13 protein-coding genes are annotated in these 17,355 nt (G+C 71.7%); 7 read left to right on the top strand and 6 right to left on the bottom strand.

Annotated elements, in window-relative coordinates; translation table 11 throughout:
• Positions 1-35: 35 nt before the first annotated feature.
• The 3 genes from ACH4SP_RS34950 to ACH4SP_RS34940 all read left to right on the top strand — a co-directional run bounded on the left by ACH4SP_RS34950 (position 36) and on the right by ACH4SP_RS34940 (position 5,993).
• Positions 36-1,769, top strand: a complete 1,734-nt coding sequence (locus ACH4SP_RS34950) for a BCCT family transporter (RefSeq protein ID WP_398421092.1) — start codon at positions 36-38, stop codon at positions 1,767-1,769.
• Between the two features lie 1,239 nt (positions 1,770-3,008).
• The gene (locus ACH4SP_RS34945) at positions 3,009-4,088 is read left to right on the top strand and encodes an oxidoreductase (protein ID WP_398421090.1); all 1,080 of its coding nucleotides are present in this window, start codon (positions 3,009-3,011) and stop codon (positions 4,086-4,088) included.
• A gap of 267 nt (positions 4,089-4,355) precedes the next feature.
• Positions 4,356-5,993 carry an ABC-F family ATP-binding cassette domain-containing protein gene (locus tag ACH4SP_RS34940; protein WP_398421088.1) on the top strand — a complete coding sequence of 546 codons (1,638 nt, stop codon included), beginning with the start codon at positions 4,356-4,358 and terminating at the stop codon, positions 5,991-5,993.
• 252 nt (positions 5,994-6,245) lie between these two features.
• On the opposite strand, the gene ACH4SP_RS34935 is transcribed toward ACH4SP_RS34940, so the two are convergent.
• A complete protein-coding gene (locus ACH4SP_RS34935; RefSeq protein ID WP_398421086.1) occupies positions 6,246-8,717 on the bottom strand; it encodes a Tex family protein in 2,472 nt (823 codons plus the stop codon).
• A 197-nt stretch (positions 8,718-8,914) separates the two neighbouring features.
• Positions 8,915-9,787 (bottom strand): hypothetical protein, encoded by an 873-nt coding sequence (locus ACH4SP_RS34930; RefSeq protein ID WP_398421084.1) that lies wholly within the window; start codon positions 9,785-9,787, stop codon positions 8,915-8,917.
• 110 nt (positions 9,788-9,897) lie between these two features.
• On the opposite strand from ACH4SP_RS34930, the gene ACH4SP_RS34925 reads away from it, so the two are divergent.
• Together ACH4SP_RS34925 and ACH4SP_RS34920 are read left to right on the top strand one after the other, a co-directional pair.
• Positions 9,898-10,959: a GlxA family transcriptional regulator gene (locus ACH4SP_RS34925; protein ID WP_398421082.1), complete on the top strand. Its 1,062-nt coding sequence runs from the start codon at positions 9,898-9,900 to the stop codon at positions 10,957-10,959.
• 122 nt (positions 10,960-11,081) lie between these two features.
• Entirely contained in the window at positions 11,082-11,717 is a 636-nt protein-coding gene (locus ACH4SP_RS34920; RefSeq protein ID WP_398421080.1) for a DJ-1/PfpI family protein, read from the top strand.
• A 33-nt stretch (positions 11,718-11,750) separates the two neighbouring features.
• Here the strand turns inward: ACH4SP_RS34920 and ACH4SP_RS34915 are convergent, their stop codons facing one another.
• Entirely contained in the window at positions 11,751-12,542 is a 792-nt protein-coding gene (locus tag ACH4SP_RS34915; protein ID WP_398421223.1) for an enoyl-CoA hydratase/isomerase family protein, read from the bottom strand.
• Positions 12,543-12,636: 94 nt separating this feature from the next.
• Between ACH4SP_RS34915 and ACH4SP_RS34910 the strand changes: the two genes are divergently transcribed.
• Complete coding sequence (locus tag ACH4SP_RS34910; RefSeq protein ID WP_398421078.1) at positions 12,637-13,344, top strand: DUF308 domain-containing protein; 708 nt, start codon at positions 12,637-12,639, stop codon at positions 13,342-13,344.
• Between the two features lie 147 nt (positions 13,345-13,491).
• Positions 13,492-14,058 carry an ATP-binding protein gene (locus ACH4SP_RS34905; RefSeq protein ID WP_398421076.1) on the top strand — a complete coding sequence of 189 codons (567 nt, stop codon included), beginning with the start codon at positions 13,492-13,494 and terminating at the stop codon, positions 14,056-14,058.
• Positions 14,059-14,086: 28 nt separating this feature from the next.
• Here the strand turns inward: ACH4SP_RS34905 and idi are convergent, their stop codons facing one another.
• The 3 genes from idi to ACH4SP_RS34890 form a co-directional block, all read right to left on the bottom strand.
• Positions 14,087-14,689, bottom strand: coding sequence for an isopentenyl-diphosphate Delta-isomerase (gene idi, locus ACH4SP_RS34900; RefSeq protein WP_398421075.1), 603 nt, complete (start codon positions 14,687-14,689; stop codon positions 14,087-14,089).
• A gap of 143 nt (positions 14,690-14,832) precedes the next feature.
• Positions 14,833-16,068, bottom strand: a complete 1,236-nt coding sequence (locus ACH4SP_RS34895; RefSeq protein WP_398421222.1) for a GNAT family N-acetyltransferase — start codon at positions 16,066-16,068, stop codon at positions 14,833-14,835.
• Positions 16,069-16,298: 230 nt separating this feature from the next.
• Positions 16,299-17,240: a cation diffusion facilitator family transporter gene (locus ACH4SP_RS34890; RefSeq protein ID WP_398421073.1), complete on the bottom strand. Its 942-nt coding sequence runs from the start codon at positions 17,238-17,240 to the stop codon at positions 16,299-16,301.
• Between the last annotated feature and the right edge of the window lie 115 nt (positions 17,241-17,355).

Below are 17,355 nucleotides of genomic sequence, written 5' to 3'. Positions count from 1 at the left end.
CGGCAGGGAATCCTCCCTACCCGAAAGGTGACCACGTGTCCCACGACGACCAGCCGCCGGGCGGCCGGACAGATTCGCCAGTCATGGCGGACCTGCCCGGCAGCCCGCACACCACACACAGGCCACAGACCGACCGGATCGTGTTCGGCGTCACCGCCGTGCTCACGCTCGCGTTCGTCCTGTGGGGTGCCCTCGCGACCAAGTCCCTGGAGGACGTCTCCGGCAAGTTGCTCAACGGCCTGATCCACAACGGTGGCTGGGCGTTCATACTGGCTGCTTCCGCCTTCGTGGTCTTCGCGCTGTGGCTCGCGGTGAGCAGGTACGGGAAGATCACCCTCGGCGAGGAGGGCGAGAAGCCCGAATTCAAGACGGTCTCCTGGGTCGCGATGATGTTCAGCGCCGGCATGGGCATCGGCCTGATGTTCTACGGAGTGAGCGAGCCCCTGGGCCACTTCTCCTCCCCGCCCCCCGGCACGCACCCCGCCGACCCGGCGGAGGCCATGCAGACCGCCATGGCCACCACCCTCTTCCACTGGACGCTGCACCCGTGGGCGATCTACGCGGTGGTCGGCCTGGCCATCGCGTACAGCACCTTCCGCCGTCGCCGCAGGCAGACGATCAGCGCGGTCTTCACCCCGCTCATCGGTGAGAAGCACGCCAACGGCGGCGTCGGCCGCTTCATCGACATCCTCGCCATCTTCGCGACGCTCTTCGGCTCGGCGGCCTCGCTGGGCCTGGGCGCGCTCCAGATCGGCAGCGGAATGAAGGAGCTCGGCTGGATGGAGAAGGCCGGCACCGGCCTCCTCATCTCCATCATCGCCGTCCTGACGGTCGCCTTCGTCGCCTCCGCCGTCTCCGGCGTCGAGAAGGGCATCCAGTGGCTGTCCAACACCAACATGGTGCTGGCCCTGCTGCTGGTCGTCTTCGTCTTCATCGCCGGCCCCACCGTCATCGTCCTGGACCTCCTCCCCACCTCCATCGGCGCCTACCTCGGCGACCTCCCGCAGCTCATCGGCCGCACCGAGGCGACCGGCGGCAAGGAGGTCGCCACCTGGCTGGGCAGCTGGACGGTCTTCTACTGGGCGTGGTGGATCTCCTGGACGCCCTTCGTCGGCATGTTCATCGCCCGCATCAGCCGCGGCCGTACGATCCGCCAGTTCGTCGGCGGCGTCATCCTGGTCCCGAGCACGGTCAGCCTGCTGTGGTTCGCGGTCTTCGGCGGCACGGCGATGAAGATGAAGGACGCGGGCCGGCTGGCGGACGAGTCGACCCCCGAGGGCCAACTCTTCGGCCTCCTCAAGGAGTTCCCGATCGCCACGGTGACGAGCATCCTCGTCATGATCCTGGTCGGCATCTTCTTCGTGTCCGGCGCGGACGCGGCCTCCATCGTGATGGGCACGCTCTCCCAGAAGGGCTCGTTCGAGCCGACCAGGATGGTCGTCATCTTCTGGGGCGTCGTGACCGGTGCGGTCGCCGCGATCATGCTCCTCATCGGCGACGGCGACGACGACGCCCTCAAGGGCCTCCAGAACCTGACGATCCTCGTCGCGGCACCGTTCGCGGTAGTCATGATCGGCATGTGCTGGGCCCTGATGCGCGACCTGCGCAAGGACCCGCTGATCGTCCGGGGCGAAATGGGAGTCGAGGCGGTCGAAGCAGCCGTCATCGAAGGCCACAAGCACTACGACGGCGACTTCGAAATCCGCATCGGCCCGGGCAACGGCACGGACACGACCCCGGAGCCGGAGGGGGCGACCAAGGCGCCGTGAGGGGGCGCGGGGCTGGCGGGGCGCACTGAGGAGGTGTGGGCGCCCCGAGGGGGGCACGTGGGCTGCCCCCGAGGGGGCGGGCCCGCTTTGCGCGGGGGCCTGGGATCCGCCTCTGGCCCTGGCCCTGGCCCTGGCCCCTGGCCTCGGCCCTGGCTCCGGCCCTGGCCTCGGCCCTGGCTCCGGCCCTGGCCTCGGCCCTGGCTCCGGCCCTGGCTCCGGCCCTGGCCTCGGCCCTGGCTCCGGCCCTGGCTCCGGCCCTGGCCCTGGCCCCGGCTCCGGCCCTGGCCTCGGCCTCGGCCCTGGCTCCGGCCCTGGCCTCGGCCCTGGCTCCGGCCCTGGCCCCGGCCCTGGCCCCGGCCCTGGCCTCGGCCCTGGCCTCGGCCCTGGCCCCGGCCCCGGCCTCGGCCTCGGATCCTGGTCCCAGCCCCCAGCCCCCAGCCCCCAGCCCCCAGCCCCCAGCCCCCGGCCCCAGCCCCCGGCCCCGGCCCCGGCCCCGGCCCCGGCCCCGGCCCCGGCCCCGGTCCCGGATCCTGGTCCCGGTCCCGGGCCCAGTCTCCGGGTCTCCACCCCTCAGTCGCCGGACGGCTCTGAAGAGCCGTCCGGCGACTGAGGACGCTCCGCGCAGCGGTTTCGGGAAGGGGCGGGGAGGGGCCTGCGCCGCAGGCAGCGCCAGCCCCCACCCACCCGCGCAGACCCACGAATCCGCCCGGCCGTGCCCCGCCTACGGAGCCTCAGCCCCGCCCCAGCCCGTCCCGCCCCCGCCCCAGCCCCAGCCCCAGCTCCGGCCCCGGCCCCGATCCGGCCCCGCTCCTGCCCCGGCTCCGCTCCGGCCCGGCTCCGGCTCTGCCCCAGCCCGGCTCCGCTCCGCCCCGGCCCCGCTCCGCCCTAGCCCGGCTCCGGCTCCGCCCCGGCCCAGCCCTGCCCCAACCCGCCGCGCCCAGGCGCCTCGCCCGCCCCGGCAGCGCTCCCGCACCTCGTCCGCCCCAGGCCCCGCGCCGCCCCGGCCGCCCGAGTTCAGCCGGATGCCCGTCCCTCGTGCCCGCCCGGCTCCGGGCGCTTCCGGCGCCGCCTTCACCGGGTGCTTCTGACGGCCCTCACTGGTCCCGTCAGGCGCTGCCCTCACCGAGTCCGTCCGGCGCCGCCCTCACCGGTCCCGTCCGGCACTGTCCCCACCAGGCCCGTCCGGCCGAAATCGCAATGTCGTGCGCACAACCCGACTTCACCGGGAATACTCACCCCATGTCTGCCGCGCACGCGACCTTCGGGCTGGCTCCGGCAATGCGGGCCGGGGGAGTACTCGTCAACGGTGCCTACCAAGTTCACCGCGACTTCATGGACTTCATCGTCGACGGCCACCCCCTCCTGCACCAGCTCGCCGACCTCGACGCCGTCTCCCCGCTGGCCTCCGACGTTCCGCCGGCCATCTTCACCACGCACGTCCGCAGACTCCTCCTGGAGGCTGCCCCTCCGCTCCCCGACGGCCGGTATGTCATCTACGGCTGCCCGGAGTGCGAAGGCCTCGAATGCGGGGCGGTCACCGCCGTCATCGAACGCGACGGCCCCGACATCGTCTGGCGCGACTTCGCCTGGCAGACCACCGAGACCGCCGACCTCGAACGCGACGGCTACCACGGGATAGGGCCGTTCCGCTTCGACGCGGGCCAGTACCGGGCCGAGCTCGCCAGGCTCCTCCCGGACACCGACGAGGACGGGGACGGCGACCTGGGTGCGGGCTCCGCAGCGATCCACGAGGACGACGGCCGGCCCCTCCGCCGCCGCGTCCTGCTCATCGGCGCCCGGGTCGCCGTACTCGCCAAGCTGGCGGCGGCCCTCCGTACGATCAACATCGGCGCGGAGATCGCCGAGGACGCGGACCGGGTCCCGCCGGTCGAGATCAGGACGTACGGCGCGGTCGCCTTCGGCCGTTCGATCGCCGAGCACCAGAAGGCGGCGGTCCGGGCGGCCTTCGACCGCGCGGGCGTCGAACCGGCGTACGTGGACGGCCTCGCCCCGATCATCCCGCTGCTGGTCGCACAGATAGAACACGCCCTGGACCGCAGCCCGTTGGAACAGCGCCGCCTGACCCGCCTGGTCGCGGCGGACGACGAGGCGGGCGTCGAAGTCACCTCGACCTGCCGGGTGCAGTTGGTCGCGTACCGCCAGGACCGGCTGCACCGCACGCACGCCGAGGTCGTCTTCGAGGGCCTGCTGGAGGCGGGCAAGCACCGCATTCCACTGGACGAGAAGGCGACGAGAGGGCGGTCCTTCATCGTGGCACGCACGATGGGCGGCGTGCTGGTGACACCGATGGCCAGGTAAGCCCGCCGAGGGCCGTCGCACCCGACGTCAGGACGTCCGCCGTACGGGGTTCCGCCGTACGGGGTTCCGCCGTACGGCGCGCAGGGCGGCCCTCCGCAGCCGGTGGGCCGCCCCGTGGCGGACGGACCCGCCACGGGGTTCCCGTACGCAATCCCCAGGCGCTGCGCTGCGCCGCGCCGCGCCGCGCCCGCCCGCACCGTGCCCACCCCTGCGGCGGCCACCTCCGACCGAACCCCCGACCCTCTCTCGATTAGGATCGGCCCCCTCATGACTGCAACTCTCGTCGCCAAAGACCTCGCCGCCGGCCACGGCGACCGCACCCTCTTCTCCGACCTCGACCTGGTCGTCGCCCCCGGCGACGTGATCGGTCTCGTCGGGGTCAACGGGGCGGGCAAGTCCACCCTGCTGCGCCTGCTCGCCGGCCTGGACACCCCCGAGGGCGGCGAGCTGCGGCTCTCCCCGCCCACCGCCACCGTCGGCCACCTCCCGCAGGAGCCGGAGCGCCGCGAGGGCGAGACGGTACGGGACTTCCTGGCCCGGCGCACCGGCGTGGCCGACGCCCAGCTCGCCCTGGACACCGCCACCCAGGCCCTCGTCGACGGCACACCGGGTGCGGACGACGCCTACTCCGTCAGCCTCGACCGCTGGCTCGATCTCGGCGGCGCCGACCTCGACGAACGCGCCGAGGAGGTCGCCGCGTCCCTCGGCCTGACCGTCGGCCTCGACCAGCCGATGACCGGCCTCTCCGGCGGCCAGGCCGCCCGCGCCGGTCTCGCCTCGCTCCTCCTCTCCCGCTACGACGTCTTCCTCCTCGACGAGCCCACCAACGACCTCGACCTGGACGGCCTCGACCGGCTGGAGACCTTCGTCAAGGGGCTGCGCGCGGGCACGGTCGTCATCAGCCACGACCGCGAGTTCCTCACCCGTACGGTCACCAAGGTCCTGGAGCTGGACCTCGCCCAGCAGCAGATCAAGCTGTACGGAGGCGGGTACGCGGCGTACCTGGAGGAGCGGGAGACCGCGCGCCGGCACGCCCGCGAGGAGTTCGACGAGTTCGCCGACAAGAAGGCCGCCTTGGAAGGCCGGGCGCAGATGCAGCGCGGCTGGATGGACAAGGGCGTGCGCAACGCCCGTCGCAAGTCCACCGACGGCGACAAGCTCGGCCGCAACATGCGCAGCGAGTCGAGCGAGAAGCAGGCCGCCAAGGCCCGCCAGACGCAGCGCATGATCGAACGCCTCGACGTGGTCGAGGAGCCCCGCAAGGAGTGGGAGCTGCGGATGGAGATCGCGTCGGCCCCGCGCTCCGGGGCAGTGGTGTCGACGATGCGTCAGGCGACCGTCCACCGGGGCGACTTCACCTTCGGCCCGGTCTCGCTGCAGATCGACTGGGCGGACCGGGTGGCGATCACCGGCGCCAACGGGTCAGGGAAGTCGACCCTGTTGGCGGCCATGCTCGGCCGACTCCCGCTGGACGAGGGGGACTCGACGCTCGGCCCTGGCGTCGTCGTCGGCGAGGTCGACCAGGCTCGCGGCCTCTTCTACGGCGCGGAAACCCTCCTGGACGCCTTCTCGGCCGCCGTTCCCGACACGGAACCGGCCGAAGTCCGCACGCTGCTGGCCAAGTTCGGCCTGCGCGCCGAGCACGTCCTGCGCCCGGCCACGACGCTCTCCCCGGGCGAACGCACCCGTGCGGCCCTCGCCCTCCTCCAGGGCCGTGGCGTCAACCTCCTGGTCCTGGACGAACCGACCAACCACCTCGACCTCCCGGCGATCGAACAGCTGGAGTCGGCGCTGGAATCGTACGAGGGGACGCTGCTGCTGGTCACGCACGACCGCCGCATGCTGGAGGCGGTACGGACCACGCGGCGCCTGGAGGTCGTGGCGGGCCGTGTGACGGAGGCCTGACCCCGCCGGTGGGGGGCGGGTGTCCCAGGCTGCCTCGACGGGCTGAAGTGCCCCGTCAGGGGCGCGGGGCAGTATCGATTTGCGGCTTCGCCGCGTGGGCGCGACCAGCCACGACGAACCCGCACGAGCACACCGACCTGGGAGCCCGGGGGCTCGCCCCCTCACGCGGCGGAGCCGCAAATGTCACAGCCGGGAAGGGGCGGGGCGGGGAGAAGGCCCCGCGCAGTGGCCCCGCCCCGCCCCTTCCCCCACTCAGCCCCGCTTCCCCCGGTCCACCAGCCCCGCCTTCCGCAGCGCATCCGCCATCGCACTGTTCGCCGGAGCCGCAGCCGGTGCCGGCCGACCACCGCCACCACCGCGGCCCTGCCCCTGGCCGCCACGGCCCTGGCCACCCCGACCCTGCCCCTGGCCGCGGCCGCCGCCCTGCCGCTGCTCCGGCGGACGCCCCCCACCGGAGCGCGACGAGGACGACGAGGACGCCCCGGACGACGCCCCGGACGACGAATCCCGTGCACCCCGTCCGGCGCCCGCCCCGGACGAAGCCCCCGCCTCGTCCTCCAGCCTCAGCGTCAGCGAGATCCGCTTCCGCGGAATGTCGACGTCCATCACCTTCACGCGCACCACGTCCCCGGGCTTCACCACATCCCGGGGGTCCTTGACGAACGTCTTCGACAGCGCCGACACATGCACCAGCCCGTCCTGATGCACCCCGACATCCACAAAGGCACCGAATGCCGCCACGTTCGTGACGACGCCTTCAAGCACCATGCCGGCCGCCAGATCACCGATCTTCTCGACGCCGTCCTTGAAGGTGGCCGTCTTGAAAGCGGGCCGCGGGTCCCGTCCCGGCTTCTCCAGTTCCCTGAGAATGTCGGTCACCGTCGGCAGTCCGAACTTCTCGTTCACGAAGTCCGCCGCCCGCAGCCCCCGCAGCACGTCCGAATTCCCCACCAGGGAAGCGGCGCCGGTCGACTTCGTCATCGCCCGCACCACCGGATACGCCTCCGGGTGCACGCTCGACGCGTCCAACGGGTCCTCCCCGTCCCGGATCCGCAGGAACCCCGCGCACTGCTCGTACGCCTTCGGGCCCAGCCGCGCCACGTCCTTCAGCGCCTTCCGCGACCGGAAGGGCCCCTGGGCGTCCCGGTGCGCGACGATGTTCTCCGCCAGCCCCGTTCCAATGCCCGAAACCCGTGAAAGCAGCGGTGCGGAAGCCGTATTGACGTCCACCCCGACCCCGTTCACACAGTCCTCGACGACCGCGTCCAGCGACCGCGAAAGCTTCACTTCCGACAAGTCGTGCTGGTACTGCCCGACCCCGATCGACTTCGGGTCGATCTTCACGAGTTCCGCCAGCGGATCCTGCAGGCGCCGCGCGATGGAAACGGCCCCGCGCAGCGACACGTCCATGTCCGGCAGTTCCTGCGAGGCGAAGGCCGAAGCGGAATAGACCGAGGCCCCCGCCTCCGAAACCATCACCTTCGTCAGCTTCAGCTCGGGATTCTTCGCGATCAGCTCACCGGCCAGCTTGTCGGTCTCCCGCGAAGCCGTCCCGTTCCCGATCGCGACCAGCTCGACCGCGTGCTCCTTCGCGAGCCGCGCCAGCTTGCCCAGCGCCTCGTCCCACCGGTTCGCGGGCACGTGCGGATGGATCACGTCCGTCGCCACGACCTTGCCCGTCGCGTCCACGACCGCGACCTTCACGCCCGTACGGAACCCGGGGTCCAGGCCCAGCGTGGCCCGCGTCCCGGCCGGTGCGGCCAGCAGCAGGTCGCGCAGGTTCGCCGCGAAGACCCGTACCGCCTCGTCCTCGGCCGCGGTACGCAGCCGCAGCCGCAGATCGATCCCCAGGTGCACCAGGATCCGGGTCCGCCAGGCCCAACGCACCGTGTCCGCAAGCCACTTGTCGCCGGGCCTGCCGCGGTCGGCGACGTTGAAACGGCGCGCGACCATCCGCTCGTACGCACTCGGGCCCGGCTCGTCCGACGGCTCCTCCGGCTCCAGGACCAGATCGAGCACGTCCTCCTTCTCGCCGCGCAGCATCGCCAGCACCCGGTGCGAGGGGAGCGCCGTGAACGGCTCCGTGAAGTCGAAGTAGTCGGCGAACTTCGCGCCCGCCTCCTCCTTGCCCTCGCGCACCTTCGCCGCCAGCCGGCCGCGCGTCCACATCCGCTCGCGCACCTCGCCGATCAGGTCCGCGTCCTCCGAGAACCGCTCGGTCAGGATCGCCCGCGCACCCTCCAGCGCACCTGCCGCGTCCGCCACGCCCTTGTCTGCGTCGACGAAGGCGGCAGCCGCCGCGAGCGGGTCCACCGACGGGTCGCCGAGCAGTCCTTCGGCCAGCGGAGCGAGCCCCGCCTCACGGGCGATCTGCGCCTTCGTGCGCCGCTTCGGCTTGAACGGGAGGTAGATGTCCTCCAGCCGCGCCTTCGTCTCGGCCGCCCGGATCCGCGCCTCCAGGGCAGCGTCCAGCTTGCCCTGCTCCCGTACGGAATCGAGGATCGCCGAGCGGCGGTCCTCCAGCTCCCGCAGATACCGCAGCCGCTCCTCCAACGTGCGCAGCTGCGCATCGTCGAGCATCTCGGTCGCTTCCTTGCGGTAGCGCGCGATGAACGGCACGGTCGAGCCGCCGTCGAGCAACTCGACGGCGGCCCTGACCTGCCGGTCCTTGACGCCGAGTTCCCCGGCGATCCTGTTTTCGATGCTTTCGATGGACGTCGTCACGGTGTTACCGACTCGCCTTCTCCTGCGGGCAGTGCATGGTGCACCTCACGGTGATGTCGTCGAGGTGCACCTGCATTCTGCCGTGCACGGGCGCGTGACCACGCACGGGACCACGGACGGGACCACGCACAGGCCACGCAGGGGACCGCCCGGCCCGGCCGGTACCGGTCGTGTGCGGCCCGTGACCACGGCTCGGCTCAGCCCTTCCCGAGCAGCGTCTCCGGGAACGCCCCCGCCGCCGCGGCCTTCATCAGGAAGCCCCGGCCCAGCTCCGTGAGCCGCTCCACGCCCGCCGCGCCAAGGTGCTCGTAAGGGGCCAGGTCCAGCCGGTCCGTGGTGTCCTCCAGGTCGGCCCGCAGCGCCGTGCCCGCCTCCGTCAACTCGCCCTCGGCGTCCAGGAGTCCACGCCCGCGCAGCCGGTCGGCGGCCGCCTCCCAGTCCGCCTGCGACCAGCCGCGGGTGCGCAGCACCCAGCTCGGGTTCATGCCCCGGCCGGTGGCGGTGTGGCTGACCAGCGCCTCCACCGGGTCGAGCCCGACGGTGAGCAGCGCGGCCAGGTGACCGTCGCCCCGGTGCTCGCGCAGCAGCGTCGCCGCGTGCCAGAGCGCCAGGTGCGGCTCCTCGGGGAACGGCAGGTCGGCGTGGGCCGCGTACAGCGGCCGGGCGTGCCGGGTGCAGGCCTCGCTCGCCCGCCGCGCCAGCCCCGCGGCCTCCACCATCTCGTCGGAGGCGAGGACCTCGTCCCCGAGCAGCCGCCGCAGCGCCGCGTCGGCGGCCCGCACGCGGGCCCCGAGAACCGCCTCGGGCGACGCGATCGCCCAGACCGCGGGGACGACCTTGGCGATCAGGTCGTAGCTGTAGTTGTAGAAGGCCGCGGCGACGACGCCGGGACCCACGGTGCCCAGCGCCGCGACCCGGCCCACCACGAACGGCGCCTCGTCGTCCACGATGCCGATCGAGGTGAGCTCCTTGGCGTACTCGGGCGAGAAGTAGACCGTGGAGTGCAGCGAGTTGAGGGGGTTGTGGCAGCGGCGCCCGGCGCGTGCGGGCAGCGAGGAGTTCGAAGTCATACGGGCACGTTACCGACTGCTTAGTACGTGGCAAGAGGTGGGCCGCAATGGCAGGAAAGGTGGGGAACTCGTCATTGCAGCCACCGTCACGTGCCAGGAAGGATGGCGGCATGACGCTGCGACCCCCGCTCGTACTGGTCGTCCTCTTCGACGACGTACAGAGCCTCGACGTGACCGGCCCCGTGGAGGTCTTCGCGGGCGCGGGCACCGCCACGGGCACCCCGTACGAGATCCGTACCGCCTCCCTCGACGGCGCCCCGGTCCGCACCAGCAGCGGCCTCACCCTCGTCCCGGACGGCAGCCTCGCGGACTTCGCGCCACGCTTCACGGCGGCCGCCACGCCCTGCTCCGGCTCCGACCCTTGCTCCGACCCCCGCTCCGACCGGGATCCTGGCTCCGACCCCGCCCCGGTACCCGCCCTCACCCTCCTCGTCCCCGGTGGCCCTGCCACCCGCAGCCCCGACCCCCGCCTGGTCGACTGGCTGCGTACGCACGCGCCCCATGCCGACCGTCTCGTCTCCGTCTGCTCAGGAGCGCTCGTCATCGCCGAGGCCGGGCTGCTCGACGGGCGCCGCGCCGCCACGCACTGGTCGGTCACCGACCGCCTCGCCCGCGACCACCCGGCGGTCGAGGTCGACCCCGAGGCCATCTACGTGCGGGACGGCAGCGTCTCCACCTCCGCCGGAGTGACCAGCGGCATCGACCTCGCACTGGTCCTCGTCGAGGAGGACCACGGCCGCGACGTCGCCCTGAACATCGCCCGCCACCTGGTCGTCTTCCTCCGACGGCCGGGAAACCAGGCCCAGTTCAGCGCCCAGCTCGCCGCCCAGACCGCGCAGCGCGAACCGCTCCGCGACGTGCAGCAGTACATATCCGAGCATCCGGCCGCCGACCTCTGCGTGGAGGCCCTCGCCGCCCGCGCCCGCCTCTCGCCCCGGCACTTCGCCCGCGCCTTCCACACCGAGACCGGCACCACTCCTGGCCGCTACGTCGAGCGGGTACGCCTCGAACACGCCCGCCGGCTCCTGGAGGACAGCCCCGACGGCGTCGAGGGCATCTCCCGCACCTGCGGCTACGGCACCCCCGAGGCCATGCGGCGCGCCTTCGTCAAGGCGCTCGGCACGGCCCCGGCCGAGTACCGCCGCCGCTTCCGGACCGTTTCCGTCCCCTGAACCGATTTCCGCACTCCGGACCTCGTCCGCATGCCGGGCCTTGTCCGCATGCCGGGCCTTGTCCGCATGCCGGGCCTTGTCCGCACTCCGAATCCGCCCACTCCGCACACGGGAGCCGCACCATGCAGATCGCCATCGTCCTGTACCCGAACTTCACCGCCCTCGACGCCGTCGGACCGTACGAGATCCTCAGCCGCCTTCCCGGCGCGGAGACCGTCTTCGTCGCCGAGCAGGCAGGACCGGTCCTCAACGACCAGAGCCAGCTCTCGATCGTCGCCACCAAGACGTTCGCCGAGGTGACCCGCCCGGACATCGTGCTCGTCCCCGGCGGTCCCGGACAGGAGAACCAGATGGAGAACGGAGCCCTGCTCGACTGGCTCCGCGCCGTCGACGCCACCACCACCTGGACCACGTCCGTCTGCACCGGCTCCCTCGCGCTGGCCGCCGCCGGGCTCCTCAAGGGCCGCCGCGCCACCTCGCACTGGCTCGCGCTGGAGGTCCTGGCCGGGCTCGGCGTGGAGGCGACGGGGGAGCGGGTCGTCGTCGACGGCAAGTACGTCACCGCGGCCGGTGTCTCCTCGGGCATCGACATGGGGCTGACCCTGGTCGGGAAGATCGCGGGCGAACGCGCCGCGCAGACCATCCAGCTGCTGACCGAGTACGACCCGCAGCCGCCGTACGACGCGGGCTCCCCGGAGAAGGCCCCGGCCGACATCGTCGAGTACTGGCGCGCCAACAGCCGCCACGCCAACAACTGACGGTCACTCAACTCGCCTGTGGCGCACGTGGGATCACCGCTCCGGTGAGTTCCACTCGAAGTGCGGCACGCGCCGCTCCAGGAAGGCGGCGACACCCTCCGCGGTGTCGCCGCTGCCGCGCTGCTGCTCCGCCCAGTAAGCGTCCCGGTCGGTGTGCCCGTCCGCGAACTCCTTCGCGGCCGCCTGCGTCAGCTGCGACCGCGACACCAGTACGCGGGTGAACTCCGCGACCCGCTTGGCGAGTTGGCCCTCCGGCAGTACCTCGTCGACCAGGCCGGTGCGCAGCGCCCGCTCCGTGTCGATCAACTCACCCGAGAACAACAGGTACTTGGCGGCAGAAGGACCCACCAGCGATGCCAGTCGCCGCGTCGACGACGACGCGTAGACGATGCCGAGCTTCGCCGGGGTCACCCCGAAGAGCGCCCCCTCCTCGGCGAACCGCAGATCGCACGCCGCCGCGAGCTGGCTCCCGCCGCCCACGCAGTACCCTCGCACGGCCGCCAGCGTGGGCTTCGGAAAGGCGGCCAGGGCCTCCTCGGCACGCACGGCCAGCTCCTGCGTCGTCCCGCCCGCGGCACCACCTCCGTGCCCGCCGGCGTCCCCGTCCCCCGGCTCCCGCAGTGAGGAGATGTCGGCCCCGGCACAGAAGGTGTCGCCGTCACCCACAAGGACCAGCACCCGCACCTCCCGGTCGGCGGCCAGCCGCTCCAGCAGTTCGGGCAGCGCGCGCCACATTCCGGCCGTCATCGCATTGCGTTTGGCCGGATTGCTGAGCACGACGGTGGCTACGGAGTCGACGACGGTGTGATTCACCTGGGGAGACAGCTGCATGCACCGGATGCTATAGGCCGCGCCCGAACCTATGATCGGAGCATCGGGGGGCCGAGGCAGGCACGGGGGCCGACCGAGGAGCGCTCACATGGTGGAACCGACCCGCGAGAGCAAGAAACTGAGCCGGAACTTCGGCTGGCTGGCGTTCCTCGGCATTCTGCTGGTCATCGGCGGACTGATCGGGCTCGTCTACACCGGCTTCGCCACCCTCACCTCGATGGTGCTCTTCGGCTGGCTGCTGCTGGTCGGTGGCCTCGTCGGCCTGCTCCAGGCCGTCCAGTCGCGCGGCACCAACTTCTTCTGGCTCGGCGTCGTCGTCGCGGCCCTCAACATCGCGGCCGGCGTCGTCGTGATCCGCAACCCGGTCGGCACCGCCGAAGCGCTGACCATGTTCGCCGCCCTGCTGTTCCTGACCGGCGGTCTCTTCCGGGTGGTCGGCAGCGTGGTGGTGCGCGGCCCGCAGTTCGGGTGGACCCTCGTCCAGGGCGCGTTCGGCCTGCTGCTCGGCATCCTGGTGCTGTTCGACTGGCCCCACTCCAGCCTGTACGTGCTCGGCACCTTCTTCTCGCTGGCCCTGCTCTTCGACGGGCTCGGCCTGGTCTCGATCGGCGTCGGCGGACGCAGGGTCGTCACCATGGTGTCGGAGGCGATGCGGCCGGACACACCCGAAGCCTCCGAACCCCCCGAATCCCCGAAAGCATCCGAATCCCCCAAAGCCCCCGAACCCCCGGAACGGCCCACGGGCCAGCCCGACTTCACCAAGTCCGAAGATCAGGACCGGTCGTCCAACCAATGAAGAACCGATCTGCAACGACCCCCAGTAGGGGCAGATACGGTCGCGAAGCGTCGATTGCCGCCGACTTCTGATCGGTGCGCTGGTACGGACCGCCCCGCCACGAAGACTCGAACCGTGGTCACGACCGAGCGTGAGGGCGGGAGCCCGATGAGGGAGAGCCGTGGGAGCACCCCGCCCCTTGGCGGTGCGGCCGGTGCGGCCGGTGCCGCCGGTGCGGCTGGTACGACCGGGCCTGCCGGGGCCGTCGGCGCCCCACCGGGTGGCGGCGCGGGGGATTCGGCGGGACATCCGCGGGCGTACGAAGGCGTCTGGCGGTTCACCGCCCCGGCGGTCGACGTCTCCGTACCGCAGGCCCGGCACGCCGTACGCGACCTGATCAGGCGTCAGGGCGTACCGGTCTCCGACGACCTGCTGCAGGGGCTGCTGCTGATCGTCTCCGAACTGGTCACCAACGCCGTCAAGCACGCGGCGCTGCTCTCCCCGGAGCTGGCCGTGGAAGTGGCCATCGGTGCCGAGTGGATAAGGGTCTCGGTCGAGGACAGCCACCCCTACCGGCCCAAGCCGCTGGAGACCGACTACGCGCAGACCGGCGGGCGCGGTCTGCTGCTCGTACGGGAGATCGCGGGCGAGGCCGGCGGTGTCTGCGACGTCGAGCACACCGCGAGCGGCGGCAAGGTCATCTGGGCGGCCCTGCCGCTCGCCGCGGGCCAGTAGTCCGGAAGTCCGGTAGCGGTACGGGGGGCTACCAGCCCACCGCGTCTCCCGTCAGTTCCCTGATCGCCGGCCGAGCCGCGTCCAGCACCGTCATGAACCACGCCGAGAACGGGTCCTTCGCGTGCTGCTCGGCCAGCTCCTGCGGCGTCACGTACGAGGTGTCCCCGACCTCCTCCGGGTCCGGCCGCAGCGGTGACTGCACCAGCCCGACGAAGAGGTGGTTGAACTCCTGCTCGACCAGCCCGGACGCCGGGTCCGGGTGGTTGTAGCGCACCGTGCCCGCCTCGGCGAGCAGCGTCGGCGAGACACCCAGCTCCTCGTACGTACGCCGGGCGGCGGCCGCGAAGGGACCCTCGTTCGGGTAGGGGTGGCCGCAGCAGGTGTTGGACCAGACACCGGGGGAGTGGTACTTGCCGAGCGCGCGCTGCTGGAGCAGCAGCCGTCCCGCCTCGTCGAAGAGGAAGACGGAGAACGCGCGGTGCAACTGCCCGGGGGGCTGGTGGGCGGAGAGCTTCTCCGCGGTGCCGATGGTGTTGCCGCTCTCGTCGACCAGTTCTAGGAGGATCTCCGGACTCTCTCCGGCTGATCCGTTCTGAGCGCTGTTCGCCGCGGTGGCTGGTGAGGTCGGCATAACCATCCTTCGCTTCGGTTCCCGGCTGCCAAGTCTGCCGTACAAAAGCCGCTTGTCCGTACTTCGGCCGTTCCGGGGCAGGAAAATGGCCCTGCCCCTGTCGCGGATGCGACAGAGGCAGGACTTCCCACTTCAGCGTGCGATCAGACCCCGAATGCCGACGGGTACTGGATCTCGCCGAGCGGCGGCACGGCCGCGTCGTCGAGCACGAGCGCCATCATGGCCTCGTCCGGCACCTCGAAACCGGGCCTGACGCCCAGCGCGGAGGCGGGCGTGAACCCGAACTTCGGGTAGTACTCCGGGTGTCCGAGCACCAGCACCAGCCGCTCGCCCGCGACCCGAGCCGCATCGAGCACGGCCCGCGTCACCGCGGCCCCCGCCCCCTGCCGCTGGAACTCCGGGGACACCGCGACCGGTGCGAGCGCGGTCGCGGGAACCCCGTCGACGTGGCAACGGGTGATCAGCGCATAGGCCGCGACCGATCCGTCCGGGGCCTCGGCGACGTACGAAAGGCCGTCCAGCCAGGCGCCGGAATCCTTCCGCAACGCCTCCACGAGGTCGGCCTCGCCCTCCGTCGGGAAGGCGGCGACGTTGACCGCGTGGACCGCCGGGACGTCGGCGGCGGTCTCCGGCCGGGTGCGCCAGCGCGGGTCGGCGGGGCGCAGGACGTACCCGGTGTAGCCGTACTCCGTCCCGTGCTCGCGGCGCACCTCGATCTCCTCGCGGGTCCTGGCGAGGGCCTCGGGCATGCCGGGCGCGGTCGGATCGGCGGACTCGTTGCGTTCGCCGAGCGGGCCGTAGTACTCGTCCCAGTCGCTCTCCGGCTGGAGGAACGCAGCGAGGACGTCGTACCCGGCGGCGACGGCCGCAGCCGCGTTCGCCGCGCGGGTGCGCAGCGGGTACTGCGGGTCCCAGAAGGCGCGCACGCCCTCGGAAGGCCGCTCGGCAGTCCACTCGACCTCCGAGACGACGAGCACGCCGCCGGGGGCGAGCAGCCGCTTCCACCGCTCCAGGGCGGTGTCGAAGCCGATGTTGTACGCCGCGCCCTCGGCCCACACCAGGTCGTACGACCCGTCCTCGAAGGCGGGGCCTTCGAGCGTGCCCATGTCGGCGTTGACGGTACGGATCGAGTCGCCGAGCCCACGGGCTGCGGCGGCTTCCCGCAGCTCGTCGAGGAACGGCTCGTAGAGGTCGACGGCGGTGACCCGCGCACCGGACTCGGCGGCCAGCAGCAGCGCGGCCCGGCCGGGGCCGCAGCCCAGGTCGAGGACGCGCGGCTGCTCGGGGAGCTGCCCCGCGAGGGAGGCGAGGGAGAGAAGACGCCTGGTGGTGGCGTCGGAACCGGGGCTCTGCCTGGGCAGGCCGCGGTGAAGAGTCATGAAGGCGTCGAAGATGACGTTGTCGGACAACGTGGATCCCTTGAAGGAAGGGGCCCGCGGAGAAAGGGTCAGCCGAGGGCCCGGGAAATGAGGATGGACCGTATGCCACGGGAAGCAGCGGGCATCGTGACAGTCATCAACTCATCACCCTTCTCCAGAGAAGCTTGTCCGAGACCGAACGTCTCTTCGATCACCTTAACAGCCGACAATGACAGCTTCCCAGTGATTTATCAGTGGCAGAGCTTCGCCTCGTGCGCCGCATGGCCGCTCGGCTCCAGCTGGAACGTGCAGTGCTCGACGTCGAAGTGGTCCCCGAGGCATTCCTGCAGCTCGTGCAGCACCTTCTCGTGCCCGACCGAGTCCAGCAGGTCCTGCCTGACCACCACGTGCGCGGACAGCACCGGCATCCCCGAGGTGATCGTCCACGCGTGCAGATCGTGCACGTCCTCCACGCCGGGCGTCCGCAGAATGTGCTCGCGCACCTCCACCATGTCCACGCCCTTGGGTGCCGTCTCCAGCAGTACGGCGAGGGTCTCGCGCAGCAGCTTCACCGTCCTCGGGACGATCATCAGGCCGATCACGAGCGAGGCGATCGGGTCCGCGTAGCTCCAGCCCGTCGCCAGGATGATGCCCGCCGAGACCAGCACGGTCACCGAACCGAGCGCGTCCGCCAGCACCTCCAGATAGGCGCCGCGCACATTGAGACTGTCTTTCTGCCCCTTGACCAGCAGCGACAGCGAGATCATGTTGGCGACCAGGCCGACGAGGGCGAAGACGATCGCCAGCCCGCCCTTGGTCTCGGCCGGCGTGATGAACCGCTCGACGGCCTCGATCAGTACGTAGCCGCCGACGCCGAGCAGCAGCAGACAGTTGGCCAGCGCGGCGAGGATCTCGGCGCGGGCGTACCCGAAGGTGGCGTTCCGGGTGGCGGGCCGGTTGGCGAAGTGGATCGCCAGGAGCGCCATCGCCAGCCCGAGCGCGTCCGTCGCCATGTGCGCGGCGTCCGCGATGAGGGCGAGGGAATCGGACAGCAGACCGCCGACGATCTCGACGACCATCACACTCAAAGTGATGGCGAGGGCTATTCGAAGCCGCCCCTTGTAGGCAGAAGCCGCGGTTCCGGTGGGCGGCGGCCCCCCGTGCGAATGCCCATGATTGTGCCCAGCCCCCATGAAAGCCGCCTCCCGAGACATGACGAAACGATCGCTCTGACACCTCAGTGAACTACGGGTGGGGGGTATGAGCAAGCCGGGACTGAACACCGTTGTCATGTGCTCTGACCTGCGG

The sequence above is a fragment of the Streptomyces sp. NPDC021093 genome (assembly GCF_044333135.1).
Classification (GTDB): Bacteria; Actinomycetota; Actinomycetes; order Streptomycetales; family Streptomycetaceae; genus Streptomyces.
This window is presented reverse-complemented; position numbering and strand designations above follow the sequence as displayed.

Coding starts and splice junctions, on each gene's coding strand:
- ACH4SP_RS34910 (WP_398421078.1), top strand. CDS start 12,637: ATGGTGGAACCGACCCGCGAGAGCAAGAAACTGAGCCGGAACTTCGGC.
- ACH4SP_RS34930 (WP_398421084.1), bottom strand. CDS start 9,787: ATGACTTCGAACTCCTCGCTGCCCGCACGCGCCGGGCGCCGCTGCCAC.
- ACH4SP_RS34895 (WP_398421222.1), bottom strand. CDS start 16,068: ATGACTCTTCACCGCGGCCTGCCCAGGCAGAGCCCCGGTTCCGACGCC.
- idi (WP_398421075.1), bottom strand. CDS start 14,689: ATGCCGACCTCACCAGCCACCGCGGCGAACAGCGCTCAGAACGGATCA.
- ACH4SP_RS34940 (WP_398421088.1), top strand. CDS start 4,356: ATGACTGCAACTCTCGTCGCCAAAGACCTCGCCGCCGGCCACGGCGAC.
- ACH4SP_RS34920 (WP_398421080.1), top strand. CDS start 11,082: ATGCAGATCGCCATCGTCCTGTACCCGAACTTCACCGCCCTCGACGCC.
- ACH4SP_RS34925 (WP_398421082.1), top strand. CDS start 9,898: ATGACGCTGCGACCCCCGCTCGTACTGGTCGTCCTCTTCGACGACGTA.
- ACH4SP_RS34905 (WP_398421076.1), top strand. CDS start 13,492: ATGAGGGAGAGCCGTGGGAGCACCCCGCCCCTTGGCGGTGCGGCCGGT.
- ACH4SP_RS34945 (WP_398421090.1), top strand. CDS start 3,009: ATGTCTGCCGCGCACGCGACCTTCGGGCTGGCTCCGGCAATGCGGGCC.
- ACH4SP_RS34890 (WP_398421073.1), bottom strand. CDS start 17,240: ATGGGGGCTGGGCACAATCATGGGCATTCGCACGGGGGGCCGCCGCCC.